Genomic DNA, 24,152 nt, shown 5'->3' on the forward strand with positions numbered 1-24,152 from the left:
CAGGCGATCAGGTAAAGGACTAAAGGACGCAGTGCAGGTCCAGGCAGAGGAACAATAATAAATGCAAGCCGACTTCTGGAATGACAAGCGCCCGGCGGGCGTGCCTTCCATCATCGACATCAATGCCTACGCCTCGGTCGTCGAGGTGTTCGAGCGCTCCTGCAAGCGCTTTGCCGACCGCCCGGCGTTCAGCAACCTTGGCGTAACCCTCACTTACGCAGAGCTGGAGCGCCACTCGGCAGCCTTCGCTGCCTGGTTACAGCAGCACACCGACCTCAAACCCGGCGACCGCATCGCCGTGCAGATGCCCAACGTGCTGCAATACCCGATCGCCGTGTTCGGTGCCATGCGTGCCGGCCTGATCGTGGTCAACACCAACCCGCTGTACACCGAGCGGGAAATGCGCCATCAGTTCAAGGACAGTGGCGCACGTGCGCTGGTGTACCTGAACATGTTCGGCAAGCGTGTACAGGAGGTGCTGCCCGATACCGGCATCGAGTACCTGATCGAGGCGAAGATGGGCGACCTGTTGCCCGCCGCCAAGGGCTGGCTGATCAACACGGTGGTCGACAAGCTCAAGAAGATGGTGCCGGCTTATCAGCTGCCCCAGGCGATATCGTTCAAGCAGGTGCTGCGCCAGGGCCGCGAGCAGTCGCCCAAGCCGGTGCCGTTGAGCCTGGACGACATTGCCGTGCTGCAGTACACCGGCGGTACCACCGGCCTGGCCAAGGGCGCCATGCTCACCCATGGCAACCTGGTCGCCAACATGTTGCAGGTGCTGGCCTGTTTTTCGCAGCATGGCCCCGACGGGCAGAAGCTGCTCAAGGACGGCCAGGAGGTGATGATCGCGCCCCTGCCGCTGTACCACATCTATGCCTTTACCGCGAACTGCATGTGCATGATGGTCACCGGCAACCACAACGTCCTGATCACCAACCCACGGGACATCTCCGGTTTCATCAAGGAGCTGGGCAAGTGGCGTTTCTCCGCGCTACTGGGGCTGAACACCCTGTTTGTTGCGTTGATGGACCATCCGGGTTTCCGCCAACTGGATTTCTCGGCCCTGAAGGTGACCAACTCGGGTGGCACGGCGCTGGTCAAGGCCACCGCCGAACGCTGGGAAGCCCTTACCGGGTGCCGCATTGTCGAAGGCTATGGCTTGACTGAAACCTCGCCGGTGGCCAGCACCAATCCCTATGGCCATCTGGCGCGCCTGGGTACGGTGGGCATCCCGGTGGCGGGTACCGCATTCAAGGTGATCGACGATGACGGCAACGAATTGCCGTTGGGCGAGCGGGGCGAGCTGTGCATCAAGGGGCCGCAGGTGATGAAGGGTTACTGGCAGCAGCCCGAGGCCACGACCCAGGCCCTGGATGCAGACGGTTGGTTCAAGACCGGTGATATCGCCATCATCGACCCGGACGGCTTCACCCGGATCGTCGATCGCAAGAAGGACATGATCATCGTCTCGGGTTTCAATGTGTACCCCAACGAGATCGAGGACGTGGTGATGGGCCACCCCAAGGTCGCCAACTGTGCAGCCATCGGCGTGCCGGACGAGCGCTCCGGCGAGGCGGTGAAGCTGTTTGTGGTGCCGCGCGACGGGCTGAGTGTTGAAGAACTCAAGGCTTACTGCAAGGCCAACTTCACCGGCTACAAGGTGCCCAAGCACATCGTGCTGCGCGAGTCGTTGCCGATGACGCCGGTGGGCAAGATCCTGCGGCGGGAGCTGCGTGATATAGCCTGATACCGGATTGGTTTCTTCGCGGGTGAACCCGCTCCCACAGGATCACCACAACATCGGACATTGTGGTGATCCTGTCGGAGCGGGTTCACCCGCGAATGCCTCTGAACCGGTCTGGCAGGCCAATTACAGCCCAATCTGCGACATTTTGGATAATTACTCTAAAAATGACTTGTATTGTTCATTGAGTCATTTTTGTGACCGCCAAGCCTGTTCTGGCCTCTAGGCGACCCCATTCAAAGCTGTTACGCTCGGCCCGCATTCAGATGATCCGGTTTGCAACGAACCGGCATCGCATATCAATAATAAGCGCATCGACGCGCCAATCGAACTTCGCTGTTGCTGAAGGAGTGGGCTTCCATGATCGAAAATTTTTGGAAGGATAAGTACCCAGCCGGGGTCACGGCGGAAATCAATCCTGACGAATTCCCCAATATCCAGGCGGTACTCAAGCAATCCTGCCAACGCTTTGCCGACAAACCGGCCTTTAGCAACCTGGGCAAGACTATCACTTATGGCGAGCTGTATGCGCTGTCCGGGGCATTTGCCGCCTGGCTGCAGCAGCATACCGACCTCAAGCCCGGTGACCGCATTGCCGTGCAATTGCCCAACGTCATGCAATACCCGGTCGCGGTTTTCGGTGCCATGCGTGCCGGGCTGATTGTGGTCAACACCAACCCGCTGTACACCGTGCGGGAGATGGAACACCAGTTCAACGACTCCGGGGCCAAGGCCCTGGTGTGCCTGGCCAACATGGCCCACCTGGCCGAGAAGGTGGTGCCCAAGACCCAGGTCAAGCACGTTATCGTCACCGAAGTGGCCGACCTGCTGCCGCCGCTCAAGCGCCTGCTGATCAACAGTGTGATCAAGTATGTGAAAAAGATGGTGCCGGCCTACAACCTGCCGCGCGCCGTGCGCTTCAATGACGCCCTGGCCCTGGGCAAGGGCCAGCCGGTGACCGAGGCCAACCCGCAGGCCAACGACGTGGCCGTGCTGCAGTACACCGGCGGCACCACCGGCGTGGCCAAAGGCGCGATGCTGACCCACCGCAACCTGGTGGCCAACATGCTGCAGTGCCGGGCGCTGATGGGCTCGAACCTGCACGAAGGCTGCGAAATCCTGATTACTCCGCTGCCGCTGTACCACATCTATGCCTTTACCTTCCATTGCATGGCCATGATGCTGATCGGCAACCACAACGTACTGATCAGCAACCCCCGTGACCTGCCGGCCATGGTCAAGGAACTGGGCAAGTGGAAGTTCAGCGGCTTCGTCGGCCTCAATACCCTGTTTGTTGCCCTGTGCAACAACGAGGCGTTCCGTGCCCTGGACTTCTCGGCGCTGAAAATCACCCTGTCGGGCGGCATGGCCCTGCAACTGAGCGTGGCCGAGCGCTGGAAGGCCGTTACCGGCTGCGCCATCTGCGAAGGCTATGGCATGACCGAGACCAGTCCTGTGGCGGCGGTCAACCCGGCAGAAGCGAACCAGGTGGGCACCATCGGCATTCCGGTGCCATCGACCCTGTGCAAGATCATCGATGATGCCGGCAACGAGCTACCGCTTGGCGAAGTGGGCGAGCTGTGCGTCAAGGGCCCGCAAGTGATGAAGGGCTACTGGCAGCGCGAAGACGCCACCGCCGAGATCCTCGACAGCGAAGGCTGGCTGAAGACCGGCGATATCGCGCTGATCCAGGCGGACGGTTACATGCGCATTGTCGACCGCAAGAAGGACATGATCCTGGTCTCGGGCTTCAACGTGTACCCCAACGAGCTGGAAGACGTGCTGGCGGCCTTGCCGGGCGTGTTGCAGTGCGCGGCCATCGGCGTACCGGACGAGAAGTCGGGTGAAGTGATCAAGGTGTTCATCGTGGTCAAGCCCGGCATGACCGTGACCAAAGAGCAGGTGATGGAGCACATGCGTGCCAACGTTACCGGCTACAAGGTCCCGCGCCTGATCGAGTTCCGTGACGTGCTGCCGACCACCAATGTGGGCAAGATCCTGCGTCGCGAACTGCGTGATGAAGAGCTGAAAAAGCAGGGCCTGAAGAAGATCGCCTGACCTTCTGAATCTCGGCTGGCTTTACTGGCCTCTTCGCGGGTAAACCCGCTCCCACAGGTTCTGTGCAACTCTCAAAGGTTGTGCAAATCCTGTGGGAGCGGGTTTACCCGCGAAAAGGCCAGTGAAATCAGCGCAGTTTCTCAAGCATCTGGTAATACCACATCCCCGCCGCCAGCAGCGGGTTCCCCAGCAAGTCGCCCATCGGCACCCGCACATGCTTGCACTGGGCAAAGGTGTCGAACTTCTCCAGCGTCCCGGTCAGCGCCTCGGCCATGATCTCGCCCATGATGTGGCTGGTGGCAATGCCGTGCCCCGAATAACCCTGGCAGTACCAGACGTTGTCCGACAGCTTGCCCAGCTGCGGAATGCGGTTGACCACGATGCCCATGGCGCAGCTCCACTGGAACTCGATCGGCACGCCTTTCAATGCCGGGAAGGTGCGTTCGATGCACGGGCGCAGCTCACTTTCGATATCCCGTGAGTCACGGCCGGAATAGTTGGCGCCGCCGCCGAACAGCAGGCGCTTGTCGGCAGTGAGGCGGTAATAGTCGAGCACGAACCGGCAGTCGTATACCGCCAGGTCCTGCGGGTTGATCTGCTCGGCCAGGTCACCCAGCGGCGCGGTGGTGACAATGCCACCCATGGCCGGGAAGATCTTGCCCTTGAGCTGGCGTTTTTCCAGTTTGTGATACACATCGCCGGCCAGCATCACCTGGCGTGCCTCGACCCGGCCGTGGGCAGTGACCACTGCCGGGCGTGGGCCGTGGACGATGTCCAGCACCTCGGAGTTCTCGAAAATCAGTGCGCCCAGGCTATGGGCAGCGCGGGCCTCACCCAGGCACAGGTTGAGCGGGTGCAGGTGCAGGTTGCGCAGGTTCTTCAACGCGCCTAGATACAGCGGGCTTTGCAGGTGCTCGGCCACTGCAGCGCGGTCGAGCAACTGCACCTGCTCGCCCATGCCCCGGCGGCGGGCCTCGGCCTCGAATGCGCGCAGCTCGTTCATGTGCGAGGGTTTCATTGCCGCATGCAGGTGGCCGTGCTTGAGGTCACAGTCGATGCCATAGCGCGCCACGCGCTGTTCGATCACCTGGTGCCCGCGCCAGCGCAGGTGCCAGATGAAGTCGTCGACCTCGGCGCCCAGGTGGTTGCGCATCTGCGTGCGCATGGCCTCGTCGCCCGACAGGCTGCCGGTGACCTGGCCACCATTACGGCCGCTGGCGCCCCAGCCGATGCGGTTGGTTTCGACGATGGCGACCTTCAGGCCGCGTTCGGCCAGTTCCACTGCCGTGGCCACGCCGGTGAAGCCCCCGCCGATGATCGCCACATCCACCTGCACCGTGCCTCTGAGCTGCGGGTACTCGGTGTGGTCGTTGAGGGTGGCGCTGTAGTAGGACGGCGCACGCTGCGCCGGGCCTTTGTTCAATGCTGCGTTCATGGGTGTTCCTTGTTATGTAGGGGCTCAGGCCTGGTGCAGGTACCAGCGCCAGTCCTGCTCGCTGACTTCGGCCATGAACTGGCGGTACTCGGCGCGTTTGACCTTCAGGTACACGCCTAGGAAGTCCTCGCCCAATGCTTCGCGGGCCCAATGCGAATGCTGCAGGGCGTCGAGGGCGGTCAGCCAGTCGGTGGGCAGGTGTTCGGTGGCCTGGGCATAGCCGTTGCCTTCCACCGGTGCACCTGGATCCAGTTGTTCGCGGATGCCACGGTGGCTGGCGGCAAGTATTGCCGCCGCAGCCAGGTAGGGGTTGGCGTCGGCGCCGCAAATGCGGTGTTCCACATGCCGGCTGTTGGCCGGGCCGCCTGGCACGCGCAGGCTCACGGTGCGGTTGTCGACGCCCCAGGTGGGCGCCAGGGGTGCATAGCTGTTGGCCTGGAAGCGGCGGAACGAGTTGGCGTTGGGACAGAACAGCAACAGCGATTCGCGCAGGTGGCGCAGCATGCCAGCCACCGCTTGGCGCAGCAGCGGGGTGCCGGCTTTGTCTTCACTGGCGAACAGGTTGTTGCCAGCGCTGTCGGCCAGGCTCAGGTGCATGTGCATGCCCGTTCCGGCCTGTTGCGCGAACGGCTTGGCCATGAAGCAGGCTTGCATGCCGTGGGCGTGGGCCACGCCTTTCACCAGGCGTTTGTAGCGCACGGCCTGATCCATCGCCTGCAGGGCATCGCCGTGTTCGAGGGTGATTTCAACCTGGCCGGGAGCGTATTCGGAAATTGCCGTACGCGCCGGAATACCTTGGGCCTTGCAGGCGGCGTACAGGTCGGCCAGGAATGGCTCGATCTGCTCCAGTTCACGCAGGCCATAGACCTGGGTGCTACGCGGGCGGCCACCATCATTGTCCAGTGCCGGTTGCGGGCGGCCCTGGGCGTCACGCTTCTGGTCGAGCAGGTAGAACTCCAGTTCGCAGGCCATCACCGGGTGGTAGCCGTCGGCCTTCAGTGCCTCGATAGTGCGCAGCAGAACGTGGCGCGGGTCGGCGATGCTGGCTGGCAGGCCTTCGCTCGGGTGCATGCTGACCTGCACGGCGGCGGTTGGCACCCGGCGCCACGGCAGGCGTACCAGGCTGCCTTCAAGCGGGTAGGCGCGGCAGTCGATATCGCCCACGTCCCACACCAGGCCGGAGTTTTCCACGTCGTCGCCGTTCATGGTCAGGCCGAGGATGGTGCTGGGCAACGGCCGGCCGCTCTGGTACACGGCCAGCAGTTCCTCGCGATGCAACAGCTTGCCGCGCGGTACGCCATTGGCGTCGAGGATGAACAGTTCGAACAGCTCGATATCGGGGTTTTCAGCCAGGAAACGGGAAGCCTGCTCTACAGGTGCAAAGTGCATGATGATTTCGCTCACGGGCGCACAGGACTTTCGCGCAAATAGCGCGGTCCAGTTGAGTCAAACGGCCAGACGCAGGCCGGGTTTGGTCAAAATGGCGTGGGCGAAGTGTCTGGTGGGCGCGCGTGGCGGCAGTGCCACAAAGCCCAGAAGGCGAGGATGATGTGCACCAGCGGGTTTTCCCCGGCACGGCTCCGGGCCTTCGGAAGCGAAGGGCGGGAAGACGGTGGGGCAATGGGCTGGGCGGGAGTCATGCCTTTGATACTCACATGCGGCATAAGGTTGATTAAAGCAGTGAATGGCAACCTTTACATCGTACTTGGCTAAACATTTGTGCCGTTGCAGATGACCTCTTCGCGGGTAAACCCGCTCCCACAGAATTGCATCAGGGCTGAATCCTATGAGGTCTCTGTGGGAGCGGATTTACCCGCGAAGAGGCCGGCACAGGCAGCAGAGAATCCGCAAATCTGCGACAATCGCCCGACTTTCCGAATGCCGATCATGAAAAAGCAGGCTCACCTGCATCACTAAAAAGCCCCATGACTGACCACGCCATCGACAAACTGCTGCAAAACCTCGACCACGCCATGATCGCCGACCGCCATCGCCTGCGCCGGCAATTGCACGAACTGCGCAAGCGCCCCGACGAGGCGAAGCTGGCGCAGTGGGTGGAAAAGGTCCAGGCCTCTTGTGCCAAAGTCACCGCGCGCCAGCAGAGCGTGCCGACCGTGCGCTACGACGACAACCTGCCGATCGCCGCCAAGCGTGATGAAATCAAGAAGGCCCTGGCCGAACACCAAGTGCTGGTGATCGCCGGTGAAACCGGTTCAGGCAAGACCACCCAGTTGCCGAAAATCTGCCTGGAGCTGGGCCGTGGCAGCCATGGCCTGATCGCCCATACCCAGCCGCGCCGGATCGCCGCGCGCAGCGTGGCGGCGCGGGTTGCCGAAGAGCTGGGCACGCCGCTGGGCGGGCTGGTCGGCTACCAGGTGCGTTTCGAAGACCAGAGCGATGCGAACACCCTGGTCAAGCTGATGACCGATGGCATCCTGCTGGCCGAAACCCAGCACGACCGCTTCCTCGAGCGCTACGACACGATCATCGTCGACGAAGCCCACGAACGCAGCCTGAACATCGACTTCCTGCTCGGCTACCTGAAGACCCTGCTGCACCGCCGGCCAGAGCTGAAGCTGATCATCACGTCGGCGACCATCGACCTGGAGCGCTTCTCCAAACACTTCGACGGCGCGCCGATCATCGAGGTATCCGGGCGTACCTTCCCGGTGGAAACCTGGTATCGCCCGCTGACCAGCGAGCAGGACGAGGAAGGCAACCAGATCGAGGACGACCTCACCGTCGACCAGGCCATTCTCGCGACCCTGGATGAGCTGGCGCAGCATGAACGCAGTGAGGGCAAGGGGCCAGGCGATGTACTGATCTTCCTGCCGGGCGAGCGGGAAATCCGCGATGCCGCCGAGATCCTGCGCAAGGCGCAATTGCGCCATACCGAGATCCTGCCACTGTATGCACGCCTGTCACCGGCCGAGCAGCAGCGCATCTTCCAGTCGCACACTGGGCGCCGGGTAATCCTGGCCACCAACGTCGCGGAAACCTCGCTGACTGTGCCTGGCATTCGCTATGTGATCGATACCGGCACCGCGCGTATCAGCCGCTACAGCTACCGCGCCAAGGTCCAACGCCTGCCGATCGAGGCTGTGTCGCAGGCCAGCGCCAACCAGCGTAAGGGCCGTTGCGGCCGGGTCGAACCGGGCATCTGCGTGCGCCTGTACAGCGAAGAGGATTTCAACGGCCGACCAGCGTTTACTGATCCAGAGATCCTGCGCACCAACCTGGCGGCAGTGATCCTGCAGATGCTGCACCTGCGCCTGGGCGCGATCGATGCTTTCCCGTTCATCGAGCCGCCAGATGGCAAGGCCATCAGCGACGGCTTCAACTTGCTACAGGAGCTTTCAGCGGTCAACCGCGAGAACCAGCTGACCCCGCTTGGCCGGCAGCTGGCGCGTTTGCCGATCGACCCGCGGCTGGGCCGCATGTTGCTGGAGGGCGCCCGCCAGGGCAGCCTGCAGGAAGTGCTGATCGTTACCAGTGCGCTGTCGGTGCAGGACCCGCGGGAACGCCCGCCGGAGCGCCAGCAGGCAGCCGACCAAGCGCACGCGCAGTGGAAGGATGTGGACTCCGATTTCGCTGCGCTGGTCAACCTGTGGCGCGGCTTTGAAGAGCAGCGCCAGGCACTGACCGCCAACCCGCTGCGCAGCTGGTGCCGGAAGAACTTCCTCAACTACCTGCGCCTGCGCGAGTGGCGCGATGCCCATCGCCAGCTGGCACTGATCTGCCGTGAACTGCAGCTGACGGTGAACAAGGAACCGTCCGACTACCAGAAGATGCACAAGGCCATCCTCAGCGGCCTGCTCAGCCAGATCGGCCAGAAGACCGAAGAGGGCGACTACCAAGGTGCCCGTCAGCGGCGCTTCTGGGTGCACCCGTCGTCAGGCCTGGGGCGCAAGCGCCCGCAGTGGGTGATGGCTGCCGAGCTGGTCGAAACCACCAAGCTATACGCGCGCATGGTCGCCAAGATCGAACCTGACTGGATCGAGCCGCTGGCTGGCCACCTGGTCAAGAAGAACCACTTCGAACCGCACTGGGAGAAGAAGCGCGGGCAGGTGGTGGCCTTTGAACAGATCACCCTGTACGGCCTGATTCTGGTCGGTCGCCGGCCGGTGCACTTCGGCCCGATCGACCCGGTCACCTCACGCGAGCTGTTCATCCGTGAAGGCCTGGTGGGCGGCGAAATCCAGTCCCGGGCCAAGTGCCTGGCGGCCAACAAGCGCCTGCTGGAGCAGCTCGATGAGCTGGAGGCCAAAGCGCGTCGGCGCGATATCCTGGCCGATGAAGAGACGCTGTATGCGTTTTACGAAGCGCGCCTGCCCGAAGAGGTTCACCAGACCGCGACCTTCGATGCCTGGTACCGCATGGGTAGCCAGAAGGACGCCAACCTGCTGATCATGCGTGAAGAGGACGTGCTGGCCCGCGAGGCCAGCGAAGTCACTGCGGCGCAATACCCCGACACCCTGCAGGTGGGCGAGCTGCGCCTGTCACTGACTTACCACTTCGAACCGGGCCACCCCCGTGATGGCGTGACCGTGCGCGTTCCTGCACCGCTGTTGCCAAACCTGCCGGGCGAACGACTGGAATGGCTGGTGCCGGGCTTGCTCGAAGCCAAGTGCGTGGCGCTGGTGCGTAACCTGCCCAAGGCCCTGCGCAAGAACTTTGTGCCGGTGCCCGACTTCGTCAAGGCGTCGCTGGCGCGCATGACCTTTGGCCAGGGCGCATTGCCACAGGCCCTGGGCCAGGAGCTGTTGCGCATGACCGGTGTGCGCGTGTCTGATGAGGCGTGGGCCGAGTCCGTCAATCTGGTCGAAGGCCACTTGCGCATGAACATCGAGGTGGTCGATGGCCAAGGCAAATTCCTGGGTGAAGGCCGAGACCTGGCAGAGCTGACTGCCCGCTTTGTCGCCGCCAGCCAGGCGGCGCTGGCCGTACCACGCAGTGCGGACACCGAAAAGCCGGTACAAGCCAAAGCCTTCAGCGAAGTGGCACAGAGTACTCAGCAGAAAATCGCCGGCCTCTCGATGACGGTTTATCCGGCCTTGGTGGACGAGAACGGTACCGTGCGCGAAGGGCGATTCTCGACCCAGGCCGAGGCCGAGTTCCAGCACCGCCGCGCCTTGCAGCGCCTGCTGTTGCAACAGTTGGCCGAACCGGCCAAGTTCCTGCGTGGCAAGCTGCCAGGGCTGACCGAGTTGGGCCTGCTGTACCGCGAACTTGGGCGGGTCGAAGCGCTGGTCGAGGACATTCTGCTGGCCAGCCTGGACAGCTGCATCCTTGAAGGCGAACAGCCGCTGCCACGCGATGGCGCGGCGCTGGCCGGGTTGGCCGAACGCAAGCGTGGCGGCTGGGCCGAGCATGCCGAGCGCCTGGCAAGGCAGACCCTGGAAGTGCTGAAGCTGTGGCATGGGCTGCAGAAGCGCTTCAAGGGCAAGATCGACCTGAGCCAGGCGGTGGCGCTGAACGATATCAAGCAGCAGTTGGCCAACCTGGTGTATCCAGGCTTTGTGCGCGAAACGCCTGGGGCCTGGTTCAAGGAGCTGCCACGCTACCTCAAGGCGGTGGAGCTGCGCCTGGAGAAGCTGGGTTCGCAGGTGCAGAAGGACCGGGTATGGAGCGGCGAGCTGAGCAACCTCTGGGCGCAGTACAAGGCCCGTGCCGACAAGCATGCCCAAGAGGGCAAGCGTGATGAGCAACTGACGTTGTACCGTTGGTGGCTGGAAGAATACCGGGTGTCGCTGTTTGCCCAGCAACTGGGGACCAAGGTGCCGATTTCCGACAAAAGATTGAGCAAACAGTGGAGCCAGGTGGAAGGCTAACTTCCTTGATTTGTGGCACACTTCAGTGAGTTTGGGGCCGCTTTGCGGCCCTTCGCGGGCACGCCCGTTCCCACAGGTGATGAGCAAGGTTCGCTGCCTGCGCTGTACCTGTGGGAGCGGGCGTGCCCGCGAACGAGGGCGCAGCCCTCGCCCTGGAATTGGTACTAAAGTGCCATTAGCCTGTCATATTCCCAGCCAGCGCCCCGTGGCGATGGCCTTTGACCAGAGGAACGACCGTGCATAACGTCGTGATCAGCGGCACCGGCCTGTACACCCCGACCCAGAGCATTTCCAACGAAGAACTGGTGGAATCCTTCAACGAGTGGTCGGAGCAGTTCAACCAGGATAACGCCGCCGCCATCGAGCGCGGTGAAGTCGAAGCGGCGCCGGTGTCCGACGCGGCGTTCATCGAAAAGGCTTCGGGCATCAAGAGCCGCTTCGTCATGGACAAGGCCGGCATCCTCGATCCGCAGCGCATGAAACCACGCCTGCCGGAGCGTTCCAACGACGAGCCGTCGGTGCTCTGCGAAATGGCCGTGGCCGCCGCCCGCCAGGCCCTGGAGCGTGCCGGTCGCACGGCGGCCGATGTCGATGGGGTGATCGTTGCCTGTTCCAACCTGCAGCGCCCGTACCCGGCGATTGCCATCGAAGTGCAGCAGGCGTTGGGCATCCAGGGGTTTGCCTTCGATATGAACGTGGCCTGCTCGTCGGCCACCTTCGGCATTCAGACCGCCGCCAACAGCGTGGCCCTGGGCCAGGCGCGCGCGGTGCTGATGGTTAACCCAGAGGTGTGCACCGGCCACCTGAACTTCCGTGACCGTGACAGCCACTTCATTTTTGGTGACGCCGCTACGGCGGTGTTGCTCGAACGAGCCGATCAGGCCACCTCGGCACATCAGTTCGACATCGTCAGCAGCAAGCTGTGGACCGAATTCTCCAACAATATCCGCAACAACTTCGGCTTCCTCAACCGCGCGGCGGAAGAGGGCGAAGGCGCGTCGGACAAGCTGTTCATCCAGGAAGGTCGCAAAGTATTCCGCGAAGTCTGCCCCAAGGTGGCCGAGCTGATCGGTGAGCACCTGCAGGAGAATGGCCTGCAACCGAGTGATGTGAAGCGTTTCTGGCTGCACCAGGCCAACCTCAGCATGAACCACCTGATCGTCAAGAAGCTGCTTGGGCGTGAAGTGGCCGAGGAAGATGCGCCGGTGATTCTCGACCGTTATGCCAACACCAGTTCGGCGGGGTCGGTGATTGCCTTCCATCTGTATCAGGATGACTTGGCCAAGGGCTCGCTGGGCGTGTTGAGCTCGTTTGGTGCGGGGTATTCGATTGGTAGCGTGATTCTGCGCAAGCGTTGAGTTTTTTGGCGCCTGTACCGGCCCCTTCGCGGGCTTGCCCGCGAAGGGGCCGGCGCATTTCTGCAAGGCAAAAAAAAGCGGAAAATGCCGGATGGGGTCGGCATTTCCCGCTGCAGAATGAAGCAGAGGAGGGTGTCGCTTAGAACTTGGCTTCCAGGTCCACCTGCAGGGTGTCTACGTCAGCATCGCTGTTCGGCAGGTTGGAGTAGTCGGTCTTGGCCATCAGGTAGGCCGCGCCGAGGGCGAAGTTCTTGTCGATTTCGTAACCCACTTTGAACTTGTGGCCACGGGAACCGGTGAAGCCGTTACCGAAGTCAGAGTCGGTGAACAGGCTGACTACACCGTTACGCTGTACGTCGCGGTAGTTGTAGTCCAGGCTCCAGGCACCGATCTTGCTCTTCACACCAGCCAGCCAGGCCTTGTCCTTGCCGTCGGTGCTTTCGGTGTTCTTGACGAACTGGCCGTAAGCCGACAATGGGATGGCGAAGCCGGTGAAGTCGACCTGACCGAAGCCTTCAACCAGGTTGAACTCGTCAGTGGTGTTGCCCAGCGAACGCAGGGCGGCCGAGGCCTTGTCGTTGTCGTAGCCGTAGATGCTGCCGCCAACGGTGATCTTGACGGTGTCAGCCGCGTTGAACTTGGTACCCAACTGGGCCGCATACAGCTGCGCGTCGTGCTTGAACTGTACGCCGTCGCCGTCGACGTTGTCCTTCAGGTTGTAGTGGCCGATGCTGCCGAACACTTCGGCCGGGCCGAGGTTGGTCTTGTAGGTAGCCGCCACGCCTTCCGGGTTGATGTCGCTGTCCCAGATGATGTCGCCCATGCTCACCCATGGCTGGTTCATCTTGCCGCCGATCAGGTGCAGGTTAGGCACTGCAGTCGGGTGCCAGTCGAGGTAGGCCAGGTCGACCCACAGCGACTTCTTCTCGAAGTAGTTGTCCAGGCTCTGGTTGGTCGAGCGGGCATCGGCGCTGCTACCGGTGGCCACACGCACACCGGCGTCGACCTGCGGGTTGATCTCGCTGTAGAAGCCGACACGGGCACGCACGCGCTCACGGTCCTGGTTGCCACTGCGGGAGATCGGGTTGTCGACGTTGACGTCTTCGTAACGCAGGCGCACATCACCCTTGATCTGGGTCTTGGCGGCCCATGCCACTTTTTGTTCAAAGGAGCTCATACGTTCGGACTGAGCTTTCTGGTCGGCCTTTTCCTTGGTTTCTTTTGCCAGGTCGCCTTGCAGTTCGCTGTACTGCGCCTGGTTGATCGAGCCGTTGGCGCGGAGCATTTCGAGCAGCTTGGCGTCGACAGCAGCACTGGCCGGGGCACTCAGGGCCAGCATCATGCCGGTGAGGCTTACTCCGGTAAGTGTAGAAACAAGACGCATAAGGTTCTCCCTACTGAATAAAATGGGGGAGGCTTAGCGCCTGCCCCTGCGTTGGCATGTCTTCGGAAAGGGCCTGACTAGACAGGTTCTGGGGTTCCGGAAAACAGGCGCAAGTATTGCGGGGGCCAATGACAGATTAATGTCTAATTAGTGGCACTGTTGTTAAGTAATTGAGAATGAAAGGATCTGCCCGACATTCGTCGTTTGAGTGGCGAGCCTTCCTTGGGGATACTGAATGCCTTCAGACAGCGAGTCGAAACCGTGACCAGCCTGCACAGCCTTGCCCATTTGCGTGATCTTCCGGCGGCCACCTGGGATGCCTTGGTACCGGCTGGCCAACCGTTTCTGCGCCATGGATTTTTAAGTGCCATGGAGGACAGTGGCAGTGTCACGCGCAGCACCGGTTGGGCCGCCGAGCACCTGGTGCTGGAGCGTGACGGGCAGGTACGGGCACTGTTGCCGGCGTACCGCAAGTGGCACTCGTTTGGCGAGTATGTGTTCGATCATGGCTGGGCCGATGCGTGTGAGCGGGCGGGTATCGCCTATTACCCGAAGCTGCTCGGCGCTGTGCCGTTCAGCCCGGTCAGCGGCCCACGCCTGCTGGCGGCTGATCCGGCTGACGGTTTGTTGATGCTGCAGGCCCTGCCGGAGTATCTGGGCAAGGGCGGGCTTTCCGGTGCGCATATCAACTTTACCGACCCGGCGCTGGACGCGCAGTTGGCGGGCCTGCCAGGGTGGATGGAACGCCTGGGTTGCCAGTTTCACTGGCAAAACCGTGGGTATCGCGACTTCCAGGATTTTCTCGACAGCCTGAGTTCGCGCAAGCGTAAGCAGATGCGCAAAGAGCGTGAGCAGGTGGCCGGGCAGGGCATCGAGTTCCGTTGGTACCGCGGTGGGGAACTGGACCAGGCGCAGTGGGATTTCGTCTACCGCTGCTATGCCAATACCTATGCGGTGCGCCGCCGCGCGCCCTACCTGACCCGTGAGTTTTTCAGCCTGCTGGCCGAGCGCATGCCCGAGGCGCTGCGTGTGGTAATGGCCCGGCAGGGTGGGCGTGATGTGGCGATGGCCTTGAGCCTGGTCGGGGGCGACAGCCTGTTTGGCCGTTACTGGGGTTGCCTGGATGAATTCGACCGGCTGCATTTCGAAACGTGTTTCTACCAAGGTATGGACTTTGCCATTGCCGAGGGTTACCAGCGTTTCGATGCCGGGGCGCAGGGCGAGCACAAGTTGATACGTGGGTTTGAGCCAGTGATTACACGGTCGTGGCATTACCTGCTGCACCCGGGGTTGCGGCGGGCGGTGGAGGACTTCCTGGTGCAGGAGCGGGAAGGGGTGAGGGGGTATGCCGAGGAGGCGCGAGGGATGTTGCCGTATCGTCGGGACTGAGGGATTTGTGTTGCCTGTACTGGCCCTATCGCCGGCAAGCCAGCTCCCACAGGATTACCACCGGCCTTGAAGTCTGTGGGGGCCTTGTGGGAGCTGGCTTGCCGGCGATAGGGCCAGTACAGGACTCAGTCGACTCCGACAAAACCCCCGGTCTGGTGGTGCCACAACCGGGCATACAGCCCTTGCTGTTCCAGCAACTCGGCATGGCTGCCGCTCTCGACAATGCGCCCCTTGTCCAGCACCACCAGCCGGTCCATCCGGGCAATGGTGGAAAGCCGGTGGGCGATGGCGATCACCGTCTTGCCCTGCATCAGCGTCTCCAGGCTTTCCTGGATGGCTGCCTCCACCTCCGAATCCAGCGCCGAAGTGGCTTCGTCCATGATCAGGATCGGCGCATTCTTCAACAGTACCCGGGCAATGGCGATGCGCTGGCGCTGACCCCCCGACAACTTGACCCCGCGCTCTCCTACATGGGCATCGAAGCCGGTGCGCCCCTGGGCGTCTGAAAGCTGCGGAATGAACTCGTCGGCGCGGGCGCGACGAACCGCCTCGTGCAACTCCGCCTCGCTGGCGTCGGGGCGGCCATACAGCAGGTTGTCGCGGATCGAGCGGTGCAGCAGGGAGGTGTCCTGGGTGATCATGCCAATTTGTGCGCGCAGGCTGGCCTGGCTGACTTCGGCAATGTTCTGGCCATCGATGAGGATGCGCCCGCCCTGCACGTCATACAGGCGCAGCAGCAGGTTGACCAAGGTCGACTTGCCCGCCCCGGACGGGCCGATCAAGCCGATTTTTTCGCCTGGGCGTATGTTCAGGTCGAGCCCTTCGATCACATTGGCAGCCTTGCCATAGTGGAAGTCGACATCATCGAAATGCACCGCACCGCGGCTGACCTTGAGCGGCGGCGCGTTGGGCTGGTCGGTCACGGTAACCGGCTGGGCGATGGTCTGCAGGCCATCCTGGACCATGCCGATGTTCTCGAAGATGCCATTGACCACCCACATGATCCAGCCCGACATGTTGACGATGCGGATCACCAGGCCGGTGGCCAGGGCGATGGCGCCAACAGTAATCAGCGACTGGCTCCACAACCACAGCGCCAGGCCCGTGGTGGCGACCACCAGCAAGCCGTTGAGTGTGGTGATGACCACGTCCATGCTGGTGATTACCCGCGAGGCCAACTGGGTTTTCTCGGTTTGCTCGCGGATCGCTTCACGCGCGTACTGCTGCTCGTAGTCGGTATGGGCGAACAGCTTCAACGTCGCGATGTTGGTGTAGCCGTCGACGATACGCCCCATCAGCTTGGAGCGGGCGTCCGAGGAAATCACCGAGCGTTCCTTGACCCGTGGCACGAAGTAGAGCAGCGCGGCGATGTAGCTGGCGATCCAGGCCAGCAGCGGCAGCATCAGGCGCCAGTCGGCCTCGGCGAACAGCACCAGTGAAGTGACGGCGTAGATCAGCACGTGCCACAGCGCGTCCACCGCCTGCACGGCGGAGTCACGCAGCGAGTTGCCGGTCTGCATGATGCGCTGGGCAATACGCCCGGCAAAGTCGCTCTGGAAGAAGTTCAGGCTCTGCTTGAGCACGTAAGTGTGGTTTTGCCAGCGGATCATGCTGGTCATGCCAGGATTGATGGTCTGGTGCACCAGCAGGTCGTGCAGGCCGAAGAACAACGGCCGCAGCAGCAGGATCACCACCAGCATCCAGATCAGTTCGCCGCTGTGCTCACTGAAGAAGTTGGCATTCGGCGTGCCTTGGGCCAGGTCGATGATGCGGCTGAGGTAGCTGAACATCGCCACTTCGATCAGCGAGGCGAACAGGCCGACCACCAGCAGCGCTAAAAAGCTTGGCCACACCTGGCGCAGGTAATACAGGTAAAAGGGCCATACCTGGCTGGGGGGCGACTCGCTAGGCGCGTCGCGGAAAATGTCGATCAGTTGCTCGAAACGGCGGTACAGCATGGGTAGCGACACTCCTGTTCCATCCGACCCTCAGGCGGTTTCACGTCCCTGTGAAGCCTGCGGTCAGTCGATGCGTTTGGCTGACTTGATGTAGACCGGGTCGGCCGGTACATCGCGCATGCCTTTTTTGACGGTAGTCGGTGAATTGACGATCTGATCGACCACTTCCATGCCCTTGGTCACCTTGCCGAATACGGCGTAGCCACGGTCACGCCCCGGGTTGAGGAAGTCGTTGTCGGCCACGTTGATGAAGAACTGGCTGGTGGCCGAGTTCGGGTCCGAGGTACGCGCCATCGACAGGGTGCCGCGAGTATTCAGCAGGCCGTTGCTGGCTTCGTTCCTGATCGGATCCTTAGTGTCTTTTTGCGCCATCTGGTCGGTAAAGCCACCGCCCTGGACCATGAAGCCCGGGATCACGCGGTGGAAGATGGTGTTGTTATAGAAGCCGCTGTCGACGTACTGCAGGAAGTTCTTGGTACTGATCGGTGCCTTCTCGGCGTTCAGTTCGATTTCGACCTGGCCGAAGCTGGTGTCCAGCATAACGTGCGGGGTCTTGTCGGAGGCCATGACGCTGGTGGCTAAGGCCATCGAGCAGGCGGTGAGAAGAAGTTTTTTCAGCATGGGCTCAAAGATCCTTGAGAGGTGGAAGCGGCTGCGAGGAACTGCAGCAGGGTCTGGTTGAAGACCTCGGGTTGATCGAGGGGCGTAGCGTGCCGGGAATCTTCGACGACGACCAGCCTGGCGTTGGGCATCAGGGCTACGTAGTGCTGTTTCAGTTGTATCGGCGTGTAATCGTGGTCGGCGGCGATCACCAGGGTGGGACAGTGGATCTGCCCGATGCGTTCCTGCACGCCCCAGTCGACGATGGCGTCGAAGCTTTTGAGGTAGGCGCGTTTGTCGTTGCGCGCCCAGCGCTGGGCCATCTTCTGCCGCAGGTCAGCTTGCTGGGGTTTGGGGAACAGCCGTTGCGCCAAGCCCTTGCCGACGGTTTCGACACTGAGGATGCGTGCCAGGCCCCAGCGCTTGAGCCACCACAGCCAGTCGCTGCGGGTGCGGCGCTTGACCTCGGGGGCACTGTTGACGATGCACAGGCTACGCAGCCATTGCGGGTGGTCGACGGCAAACTGGAAGCCCACCATGCCGCCCATGGACAGGCCGACGAAGTGCACGGGGCCTGTGTGCAGGTGTTCGAGCAGGGCCAGCAGGTCGGCACTGAAGGTGGCGATCTGGTACCCGTCACGCGGCTTGTCTGAGCGGCCGTGGCCGCGGATGTCCATGAGGATCACCCGATAGTGGCGGCTAAGCTCCGGGACCTGCAGCTCCCAGTCCTGGCAGCTGGAACCCAGCCCGTGCAGCAACACCAGGGGTTCGCCCTGGCCATATTCCTCGTAATGCAGTGCGCATCCTTCGTGTTCGAAATAGGCCATGGGCGCGGTCCTCTCAGGCTTGCGGGGGGGCTGCGAAGGGCACGTCCAGTGGCGCGGTGTCGAAGTTGCGCAGCAGGTCGATGAGAATCTGCGTGGCCGGGCCCAAGGTCTTCTCTTTGCTCGAATAAAGGTAGAACAGTGGGTGACGGCTGCCACCCTGATCCAGCAGCAGCGGTTTGAGCACGCCTTCACTCAGCTCGCGCTCGATCATGTGCCGGGGCAGCCAGGCAAAGCCCAGGCCACTGCTCACAAAGGTGGCGGCGGTGCCCAGGCTGCCGACGGTCCAGCGTTGTTCGGCACCCAGCCAGCCGACATCGCGCGGCTGTGCGCGGCCCGAGTCGCGAATGACCACCTGCAACTGGCTTTCCAGGTCCTGGAAGGTGAGTTCCCGGCCCAGGCGGTGCAGGCTGTGCTCGGGGTGGGCGACGGCGACGAACTCCACCGCGCTCAGTTCGGCCCCCAGGTAGCCGCCAATGCTGTAGCTGCTGATGGCCAGGTCGGCGATGCCTTCGTGCATCACTTCTTCTACGCCAGACAACACTTCTTCACGCAGGCGCACCCGGCAGCCGCGGCTTTGCGGCATGAACGCCGCCAGGGCACGTACCAGGCGGGCACTGGGGTAGGCGGCATCGACCACCAGGCGCACCTCGGCTTCCCAGCCTTGTTCCATGTGGTGGGCGAGGTCTTCGAGCTGGCTGGCCTGCTTGACCAGGTGGCGCGAGCGGCGCAGCAGCACGTTGCCCGCCTCGGTGAGCACCGCCTTGCGGCCGTCGATGCGCAGCAGTGGCACGCCCAGTTGTTCCTGCATGCGGGCCACGGTGTAGCTGACCGAGGACTGCGAGCGGTGCAGTGCCTCGGCGGCCTGGGCAAACCCGCCGTGATCGACCACTGCTTGCAGGGTTCGCCACTGGTCAAGGGTTACGCGCGGCGCTTTCATCTTTCGCTCCTGTTGTCCTAAGCTGCGCTCTTTGCAAGGAGAGCGGCCCATGAAGAAATGTTGTGCGGCAATACTGATGTGCCTGCCCCTCGGGGCCATGGCCTATCCCATCGATGTGGAGAAGGAACTGACCGGGGTCAAGCTCGACTACACCGCCTATGACACGGCCTACGACATTGGGGCCATTACCCTCAACAACTATGGGCAAGTACCGGCAGCGTGCAAAGTGACCTTTCGCAATGGCCCGGAAGCACCGCGGGTACGCCGGGTGAACGTTCCTGCCGGTAAAAGCGTCGATGTCACGGCCAAATTCAATCGGCAGATCATCAAACTGCGGATCGCCTTGAACTGCAGTGCGGAATAAACTGATTAATCGATTGATTGAACCCACTTTTTACGCTTTTTTATCGATAGGTCAAGCCTTAATCTCACCTCCATCGAATCGCACCCTTTTTGCCGATGGAGGCATCCCATGTCCCGCGTACTGATCATCGAAAGCAGCGCCCGCCAGCAGGATTCCGTTTCACGTCAGTTGACCAAGGATTTCATCCAGCAATGGCAGGCTGCCCACCCAGCCGATCAGATCACCGTGCGCGACCTGGCGGTAAGCCCGGTGCCACACCTGGATGCCAACCTGCTCGGTGGCTGGATGAAGCCCGAAGAGCAGCGCAGTGCCGCGGAACTGGAGGCCTTGGCCCGTTCCAACGAATTGACTGATGAATTGCTGGCTGCCGACGTGCTGGTGATGGCTGCGCCGATGTACAACTTCACTATTCCCAGCACCCTCAAGGCCTGGCTAGACCACGTGCTGCGTGCCGGCATCACTTTCAAGTACACCCCGACCGGCCCGCAAGGCCTGCTGACCGGCAAGCGCGCCGTGGTCCTGACGGCTCGCGGCGGTATTCACGCCGGTGCCAGCAGCGACCATCAGGAACCCTACCTGCGCCAGGTAATGGCCTTCATCGGCATTCACGATGTCGACTTCATCCATGCCGAAGGCTTGAACATGAGCGGCGAGTTCCACGAGAAGGGCGTCAACCAGGCCAAGGCCAAGCTGGCGGCGGTGGCCTGAGGCTTACTGAATTCCCAAACCTGACACCTGTTTTTGCTCCTTTGGGTGTACCTGCCCGGCCCTTATGGCCGGGCTTTTTTATGCCTGGGATTTTGTGGGTGCCAGTGCCGGCCTCTTCGCGGGCTTGCCCGCTCCCACAGGAATATTGCAGCATTCAGGCCTGCGGTGACCTGTGGGAGCGGGCAAGCCCGCGAAGAGGCCGGCACAGCCCCTACATTCCTCATGGTTGAACTCATTCGCCGCAACCCGCTAAGGTCGCGGCCTTGATTTACGAGAGGCAACCATGGGCTACCTGATAATCGTCGCGCTGATCCAGGCGTTTTCCTTCAGCCTGATCGGCGAGTACCTGGCCGGGCACGTCGACAGCTACTTCGCCGTGCTCGCACGGGTACTGCTGGCTGGCCTTGTGTTCCTGCCATTGACCCGCTGGCGCCAGGTCGAACCGCGCTTCATGCGCTCGATGCTGTTGATCGGTGCCCTGCAGTACGGCATTACCTACGTCTGCCTGTACTTGAGCTTCCGCGTACTCACCGTGCCGGAAGTGCTGCTGTTCACCATCCTCACGCCGCTGCATGTGACGCTGATCGAAGACGCCATGAACCGGCGTTTCAACCCATGGGCGCTGCTGGCTGCGCTGGTGGCTGTGGCCGGTGCTGCGGTGATCCGCTTCGACAGCATCAGTGGCGAATTCTTTATCGGCTTCCTGCTGCTGCAACTGGCCAACTTCACCTATGCCGCCGGCCAGGTGCTGTACCGCCATCTGGTCGCACGCCACCCCAGTGACCTGCCGCACTACGCCCGCTTTGGCTACTTCTATCTGGGTGCCTTGCTGGTCGTGCTGCCGGCCTTCCTGCTGTTCGGGAACGCCCAGCATTTGCCGAGTACCGATGTGCAATGGTTGGTGCTGCTGTTCCTGGGCCTTTGTCCGACCGCCTTGGGCCTTTACTGGTGGAACAAGGGCGCCTGCCTGGTTTCTGGCGGCACGCTGGCGGTGATGAACAACCTGCATGTACCGGTGGGGCTGCTGCTGAACCTGCTGATCTGGAATCAGCACGAGCCGCTGGGCCGGCTGTTCATCGGCGGTGCGATCATCCTCGCGTCGGTGTGGCTGAGCCGGTTGGGCGCACGCGCGCAGACGCCGCTGGCCGGCAAGGCCTGACATGCACACCATCTTCGTCATTGTTGCGCCGATCTTCGCCCTGATCCTGGTTGGCTATCTGTGCCGCAAAACCAACAAGCTGGGCGACAAGGCCGCCGCCGAAATCAACAAGATGGTGGTGTGGCTGTGCCTGCCGGCGTTGCTGTTCAAGGTGACGGCCACCGCCACCTGGAGCGAAATCTGGCACCCCGGCTTCATCGTGGCCTTTGGTACGGGCGCCCTGGCCATGTTCGTGGTCACCTTGCTGTGGCGCCTGAACACTGGCCATGGCCTGGTGGCGTCGAGCATCGACGGGCTCAGTGCGGGGTATGCCAATACCGGCTATATAGGCATTCCGTTGTGTCTGCTGCTGTTCGGCCAGGCGGGTTTGCAGCCAGCATTGATCTCATCGTTGATCGTGGTGTGCCTGGTGTTTGCCATTTCCCTGACGCTGATCGAAGTCGGGCTACAAGAGGAGCGGCACATTGGCCGCGCCATATTGCTGGTGAGCAAGGCGCTGGCGAAGAACCCGTTGGTGATTTCACCACTGGCAGGCGCTGCCTGGGCGGTGTCCGGGTTGGGCCTGGCGGAACCGATGATGCACTTTCTCGACATGCTGGCGCTGGCGACCACGCCTTGTGCGCTGATATCGCTGGGTGCATTTCTGGCTGAAAAACGTACAGGGTCGCAGGCCAGCCCGTGGCCGTTGGTGGCCATGAAGTTGGTAGGGCAGCCAGCGCTGACCTGGGTGCTGGCGTTTAAGGTGTTCAGCTTGCCGACCATGTGGGCGGCGTCGGCGGTGCTGCTGGCGGCGCTGCCGACCGGGACCGGGCCGTTCATGCTGGCAGAGTATTACAACCGCGAGGCGGGGCTGATTTCGCGGACCATTCTGTTGTCGACCGTGGCCTCATTGGTGACCTTGACCGGGTTGTTGTACCTGCTGGGTTACGCGGGGTAGCTGAGGGCCTCTTCGCGGGGCAAGCCCGCTCCCACAATGACCGCGCAGACGCTGAACCTGTGGGAGCGGGCTTGCCCCGCGAAGAGGCTGCAAAGCAGCCCCGGCAATCTCAAGCCTCACTCAGCTCTTCAAGCCGCCGCGATACCGGCTCCACAACCCGCCCCGCCAACCCCACCCGCATGTCATTGCCACTCGGCTGCTGATACAGGCTCAACCCGAACTCCGGCAACACCGCCAGCAGGTAGTCGAAAATATCCCCCTGAATCCGCTCATACTCCGCCCATACCGTGGTGGTGGTGAAGCAGTAGATCTCCAGCGGCACACCCTCGGCCGTGGTCTGCATCTGCCGCACCATGCAGGTCATGTTGGGGTGCACGTTGGGGTGGTTCTTCAGGTAGGCCAGGGCAAACGCGCGGAAAGTGCCGATATTGGTCAGCTTGCGGCGGTTGGCCGACAGCTCGGCCACCGGGCCCAGCGCTTCGTTCCAGTTCTGCAGCTCCTGGCGCTTGCTGGCCAGGTAGTCGCCCAGCAGGCTCACCTGGGTCAGGCGCTGTTCTTCATCGCGGGTGAGGAAACGTACCCCGGCTGCATCGATGAACAGGCTGCGCTTGATCCGCCGGCCACCGGACTGCTGCATGCCGCGGTAGTTGCGGAACGACTCGCTCATCAGGCGCCAGGTGGGGATCGAGACAATGGTCTTGTCGAAATTCTGTACCTTCACCGTGTGCAGGGTGATGTCCACCACGTCGCCATCGGCACCCACCTGCGGCATTTCGATCCAGTCACCCACATGCAGCATGTCGTTGCTGGTGAGCTGCACGCTGGCAACGAACGACAGCAGGGTGTCTTTGTACACCAACAGCAGCACCGCCGACATGGCACCCAGGCCCGACAGCAGCAGCAACGGCGAGCGGTCGATCAGGGTGGCGACGATGACGATGGAGGCGAAGATCCACAGCATCATCTTGGCCAGTTGCACATAGCCCTTGATGGAGCGGGTGCGGGCGTGTTCGGTGCGGGCGTAGATGTCGAGCAGGGCATCCAGCAGGCATGACAGCGCCATGGTCATGAACAGCAGGGTAAAGGCCAGGGCAACGTTGCCGAGGAAGTGCTGGGCCGTGTCGGACAGCTCCGGTACCAGTTTCAGGCCGAACTGGAGCACCAGCGATGGCGTGGTCTGCGCCAGGCGGTGGAACACCTTGTTGTGGCGCAGGTCGTCCAGCCACTTCAGTGCCGGTTGGCGAGCCAGCAGGCGCGCGCCATGCAGCATCAGGAAGCGCGCCAGGCGGCCGAGTACCAGGGAAATCAGTAGCAGCACCGCCAGGCCAATGGCGGCGTGCAGCATCGGGTGTTGGTCGAGGGTGCCCCACAGGTCGAGGGAGTCACGCCAGATTCTTTGTATATCCATGGGGTTGCGTACAGTCTTGTTGCGAAACGAAGTGCCATTAGAGCGCGGATGGCGA

At 62.3% G+C, this 24,152-nt stretch carries 17 protein-coding genes; 9 read left to right on the forward strand and 8 right to left on the reverse strand.

Annotated features, from left to right (window positions below; genetic code table 11):
- The first annotated feature begins 61 nt into the window (after positions 1-61).
- Positions 62-1,747, forward strand: coding sequence for a long-chain-fatty-acid--CoA ligase FadD2 (fadD2, locus tag P0Y58_09145; GenBank protein ID WEK32339.1), 1,686 nt, complete (start codon positions 62-64; stop codon positions 1,745-1,747).
- A gap of 357 nt (positions 1,748-2,104) precedes the next feature.
- Complete coding sequence (gene fadD1, locus P0Y58_09150; protein WEK32340.1) at positions 2,105-3,802, forward strand: long-chain-fatty-acid--CoA ligase FadD1; 1,698 nt, start codon at positions 2,105-2,107, stop codon at positions 3,800-3,802.
- Positions 3,803-3,929: 127 nt separating this feature from the next.
- Here fadD1 and P0Y58_09155 read toward each other — a convergent pair whose 3' ends face one another.
- Positions 3,930-5,237: an FAD-binding oxidoreductase gene (locus P0Y58_09155; protein WEK32341.1), complete on the reverse strand. Its 1,308-nt coding sequence runs from the start codon at positions 5,235-5,237 to the stop codon at positions 3,930-3,932.
- A 24-nt stretch (positions 5,238-5,261) separates the two neighbouring features.
- Positions 5,262-6,626: a glutamine synthetase family protein gene (locus tag P0Y58_09160; GenBank protein ID WEK32342.1), complete on the reverse strand. Its 1,365-nt coding sequence runs from the start codon at positions 6,624-6,626 to the stop codon at positions 5,262-5,264.
- Between the two features lie 536 nt (positions 6,627-7,162).
- On the opposite strand from P0Y58_09160, the gene hrpA reads away from it, so the two are divergent.
- Both hrpA and P0Y58_09170 read left to right on the forward strand, forming a co-directional pair.
- Entirely contained in the window at positions 7,163-11,068 is a 3,906-nt protein-coding gene (hrpA, locus tag P0Y58_09165; GenBank protein ID WEK32343.1) for an ATP-dependent RNA helicase HrpA, read from the forward strand.
- Positions 11,069-11,304: 236 nt separating this feature from the next.
- Entirely contained in the window at positions 11,305-12,426 is a 1,122-nt protein-coding gene (locus P0Y58_09170; protein WEK32344.1) for a beta-ketoacyl-ACP synthase III, read from the forward strand.
- Positions 12,427-12,565: 139 nt separating this feature from the next.
- On the opposite strand, the gene P0Y58_09175 is transcribed toward P0Y58_09170, so the two are convergent.
- Positions 12,566-13,810, reverse strand: coding sequence for a putative porin (locus P0Y58_09175; GenBank protein WEK32345.1), 1,245 nt, complete (start codon positions 13,808-13,810; stop codon positions 12,566-12,568).
- 261 nt (positions 13,811-14,071) lie between these two features.
- On the opposite strand from P0Y58_09175, the gene P0Y58_09180 reads away from it, so the two are divergent.
- Positions 14,072-15,199, forward strand: coding sequence for a GNAT family N-acetyltransferase (locus P0Y58_09180; GenBank protein WEK32346.1), 1,128 nt, complete (start codon positions 14,072-14,074; stop codon positions 15,197-15,199).
- 125 nt (positions 15,200-15,324) lie between these two features.
- Here P0Y58_09180 and P0Y58_09185 read toward each other — a convergent pair whose 3' ends face one another.
- From P0Y58_09185 to P0Y58_09200, 4 genes are all read right to left on the reverse strand, one after another.
- Entirely contained in the window at positions 15,325-17,157 is a 1,833-nt protein-coding gene (locus P0Y58_09185; protein WEK32347.1) for an ABC transporter ATP-binding protein, read from the reverse strand.
- 63 nt (positions 17,158-17,220) lie between these two features.
- Positions 17,221-17,778, reverse strand: a complete 558-nt coding sequence (locus P0Y58_09190) for a peptidylprolyl isomerase (protein ID WEK32348.1) — start codon at positions 17,776-17,778, stop codon at positions 17,221-17,223.
- Entirely contained in the window at positions 17,772-18,584 is an 813-nt protein-coding gene (locus P0Y58_09195) for an alpha/beta hydrolase (protein WEK32349.1), read from the reverse strand. The genes P0Y58_09190 and P0Y58_09195 overlap by 7 nt, the downstream gene beginning before the upstream one ends.
- A gap of 13 nt (positions 18,585-18,597) precedes the next feature.
- Positions 18,598-19,521, reverse strand: coding sequence for a LysR family transcriptional regulator (locus P0Y58_09200; GenBank protein ID WEK32350.1), 924 nt, complete (start codon positions 19,519-19,521; stop codon positions 18,598-18,600).
- A gap of 49 nt (positions 19,522-19,570) precedes the next feature.
- Between P0Y58_09200 and P0Y58_09205 the strand changes: the two genes are divergently transcribed.
- The 4 genes from P0Y58_09205 (at position 19,571) to P0Y58_09220 (ending at position 22,689) form a co-directional block, all read left to right on the forward strand.
- Complete coding sequence (locus tag P0Y58_09205; GenBank protein WEK32351.1) at positions 19,571-19,885, forward strand: 3-phosphoglycerate kinase; 315 nt, start codon at positions 19,571-19,573, stop codon at positions 19,883-19,885.
- 108 nt (positions 19,886-19,993) lie between these two features.
- Positions 19,994-20,593 carry an FMN-dependent NADH-azoreductase gene (locus P0Y58_09210; protein WEK32352.1) on the forward strand — a complete coding sequence of 200 codons (600 nt, stop codon included), beginning with the start codon at positions 19,994-19,996 and terminating at the stop codon, positions 20,591-20,593.
- 283 nt (positions 20,594-20,876) lie between these two features.
- Positions 20,877-21,752 carry a carboxylate/amino acid/amine transporter gene (locus P0Y58_09215; protein ID WEK32353.1) on the forward strand — a complete coding sequence of 292 codons (876 nt, stop codon included), beginning with the start codon at positions 20,877-20,879 and terminating at the stop codon, positions 21,750-21,752.
- Position 21,753: 1 nt separating this feature from the next.
- The gene (locus tag P0Y58_09220; protein WEK32354.1) at positions 21,754-22,689 is read left to right on the forward strand and encodes an AEC family transporter; all 936 of its coding nucleotides are present in this window, start codon (positions 21,754-21,756) and stop codon (positions 22,687-22,689) included.
- 109 nt (positions 22,690-22,798) lie between these two features.
- Here the strand turns inward: P0Y58_09220 and P0Y58_09225 are convergent, their stop codons facing one another.
- Entirely contained in the window at positions 22,799-24,097 is a 1,299-nt protein-coding gene (locus P0Y58_09225; protein ID WEK32355.1) for a mechanosensitive ion channel family protein, read from the reverse strand.
- Positions 24,098-24,152 lie beyond the last annotated feature (55 nt).

The organism is Candidatus Pseudomonas phytovorans (genome assembly GCA_029202525.1).
GTDB classification, from domain to species: domain Bacteria; phylum Pseudomonadota; class Gammaproteobacteria; order Pseudomonadales; family Pseudomonadaceae; genus Aquipseudomonas; species Aquipseudomonas phytovorans.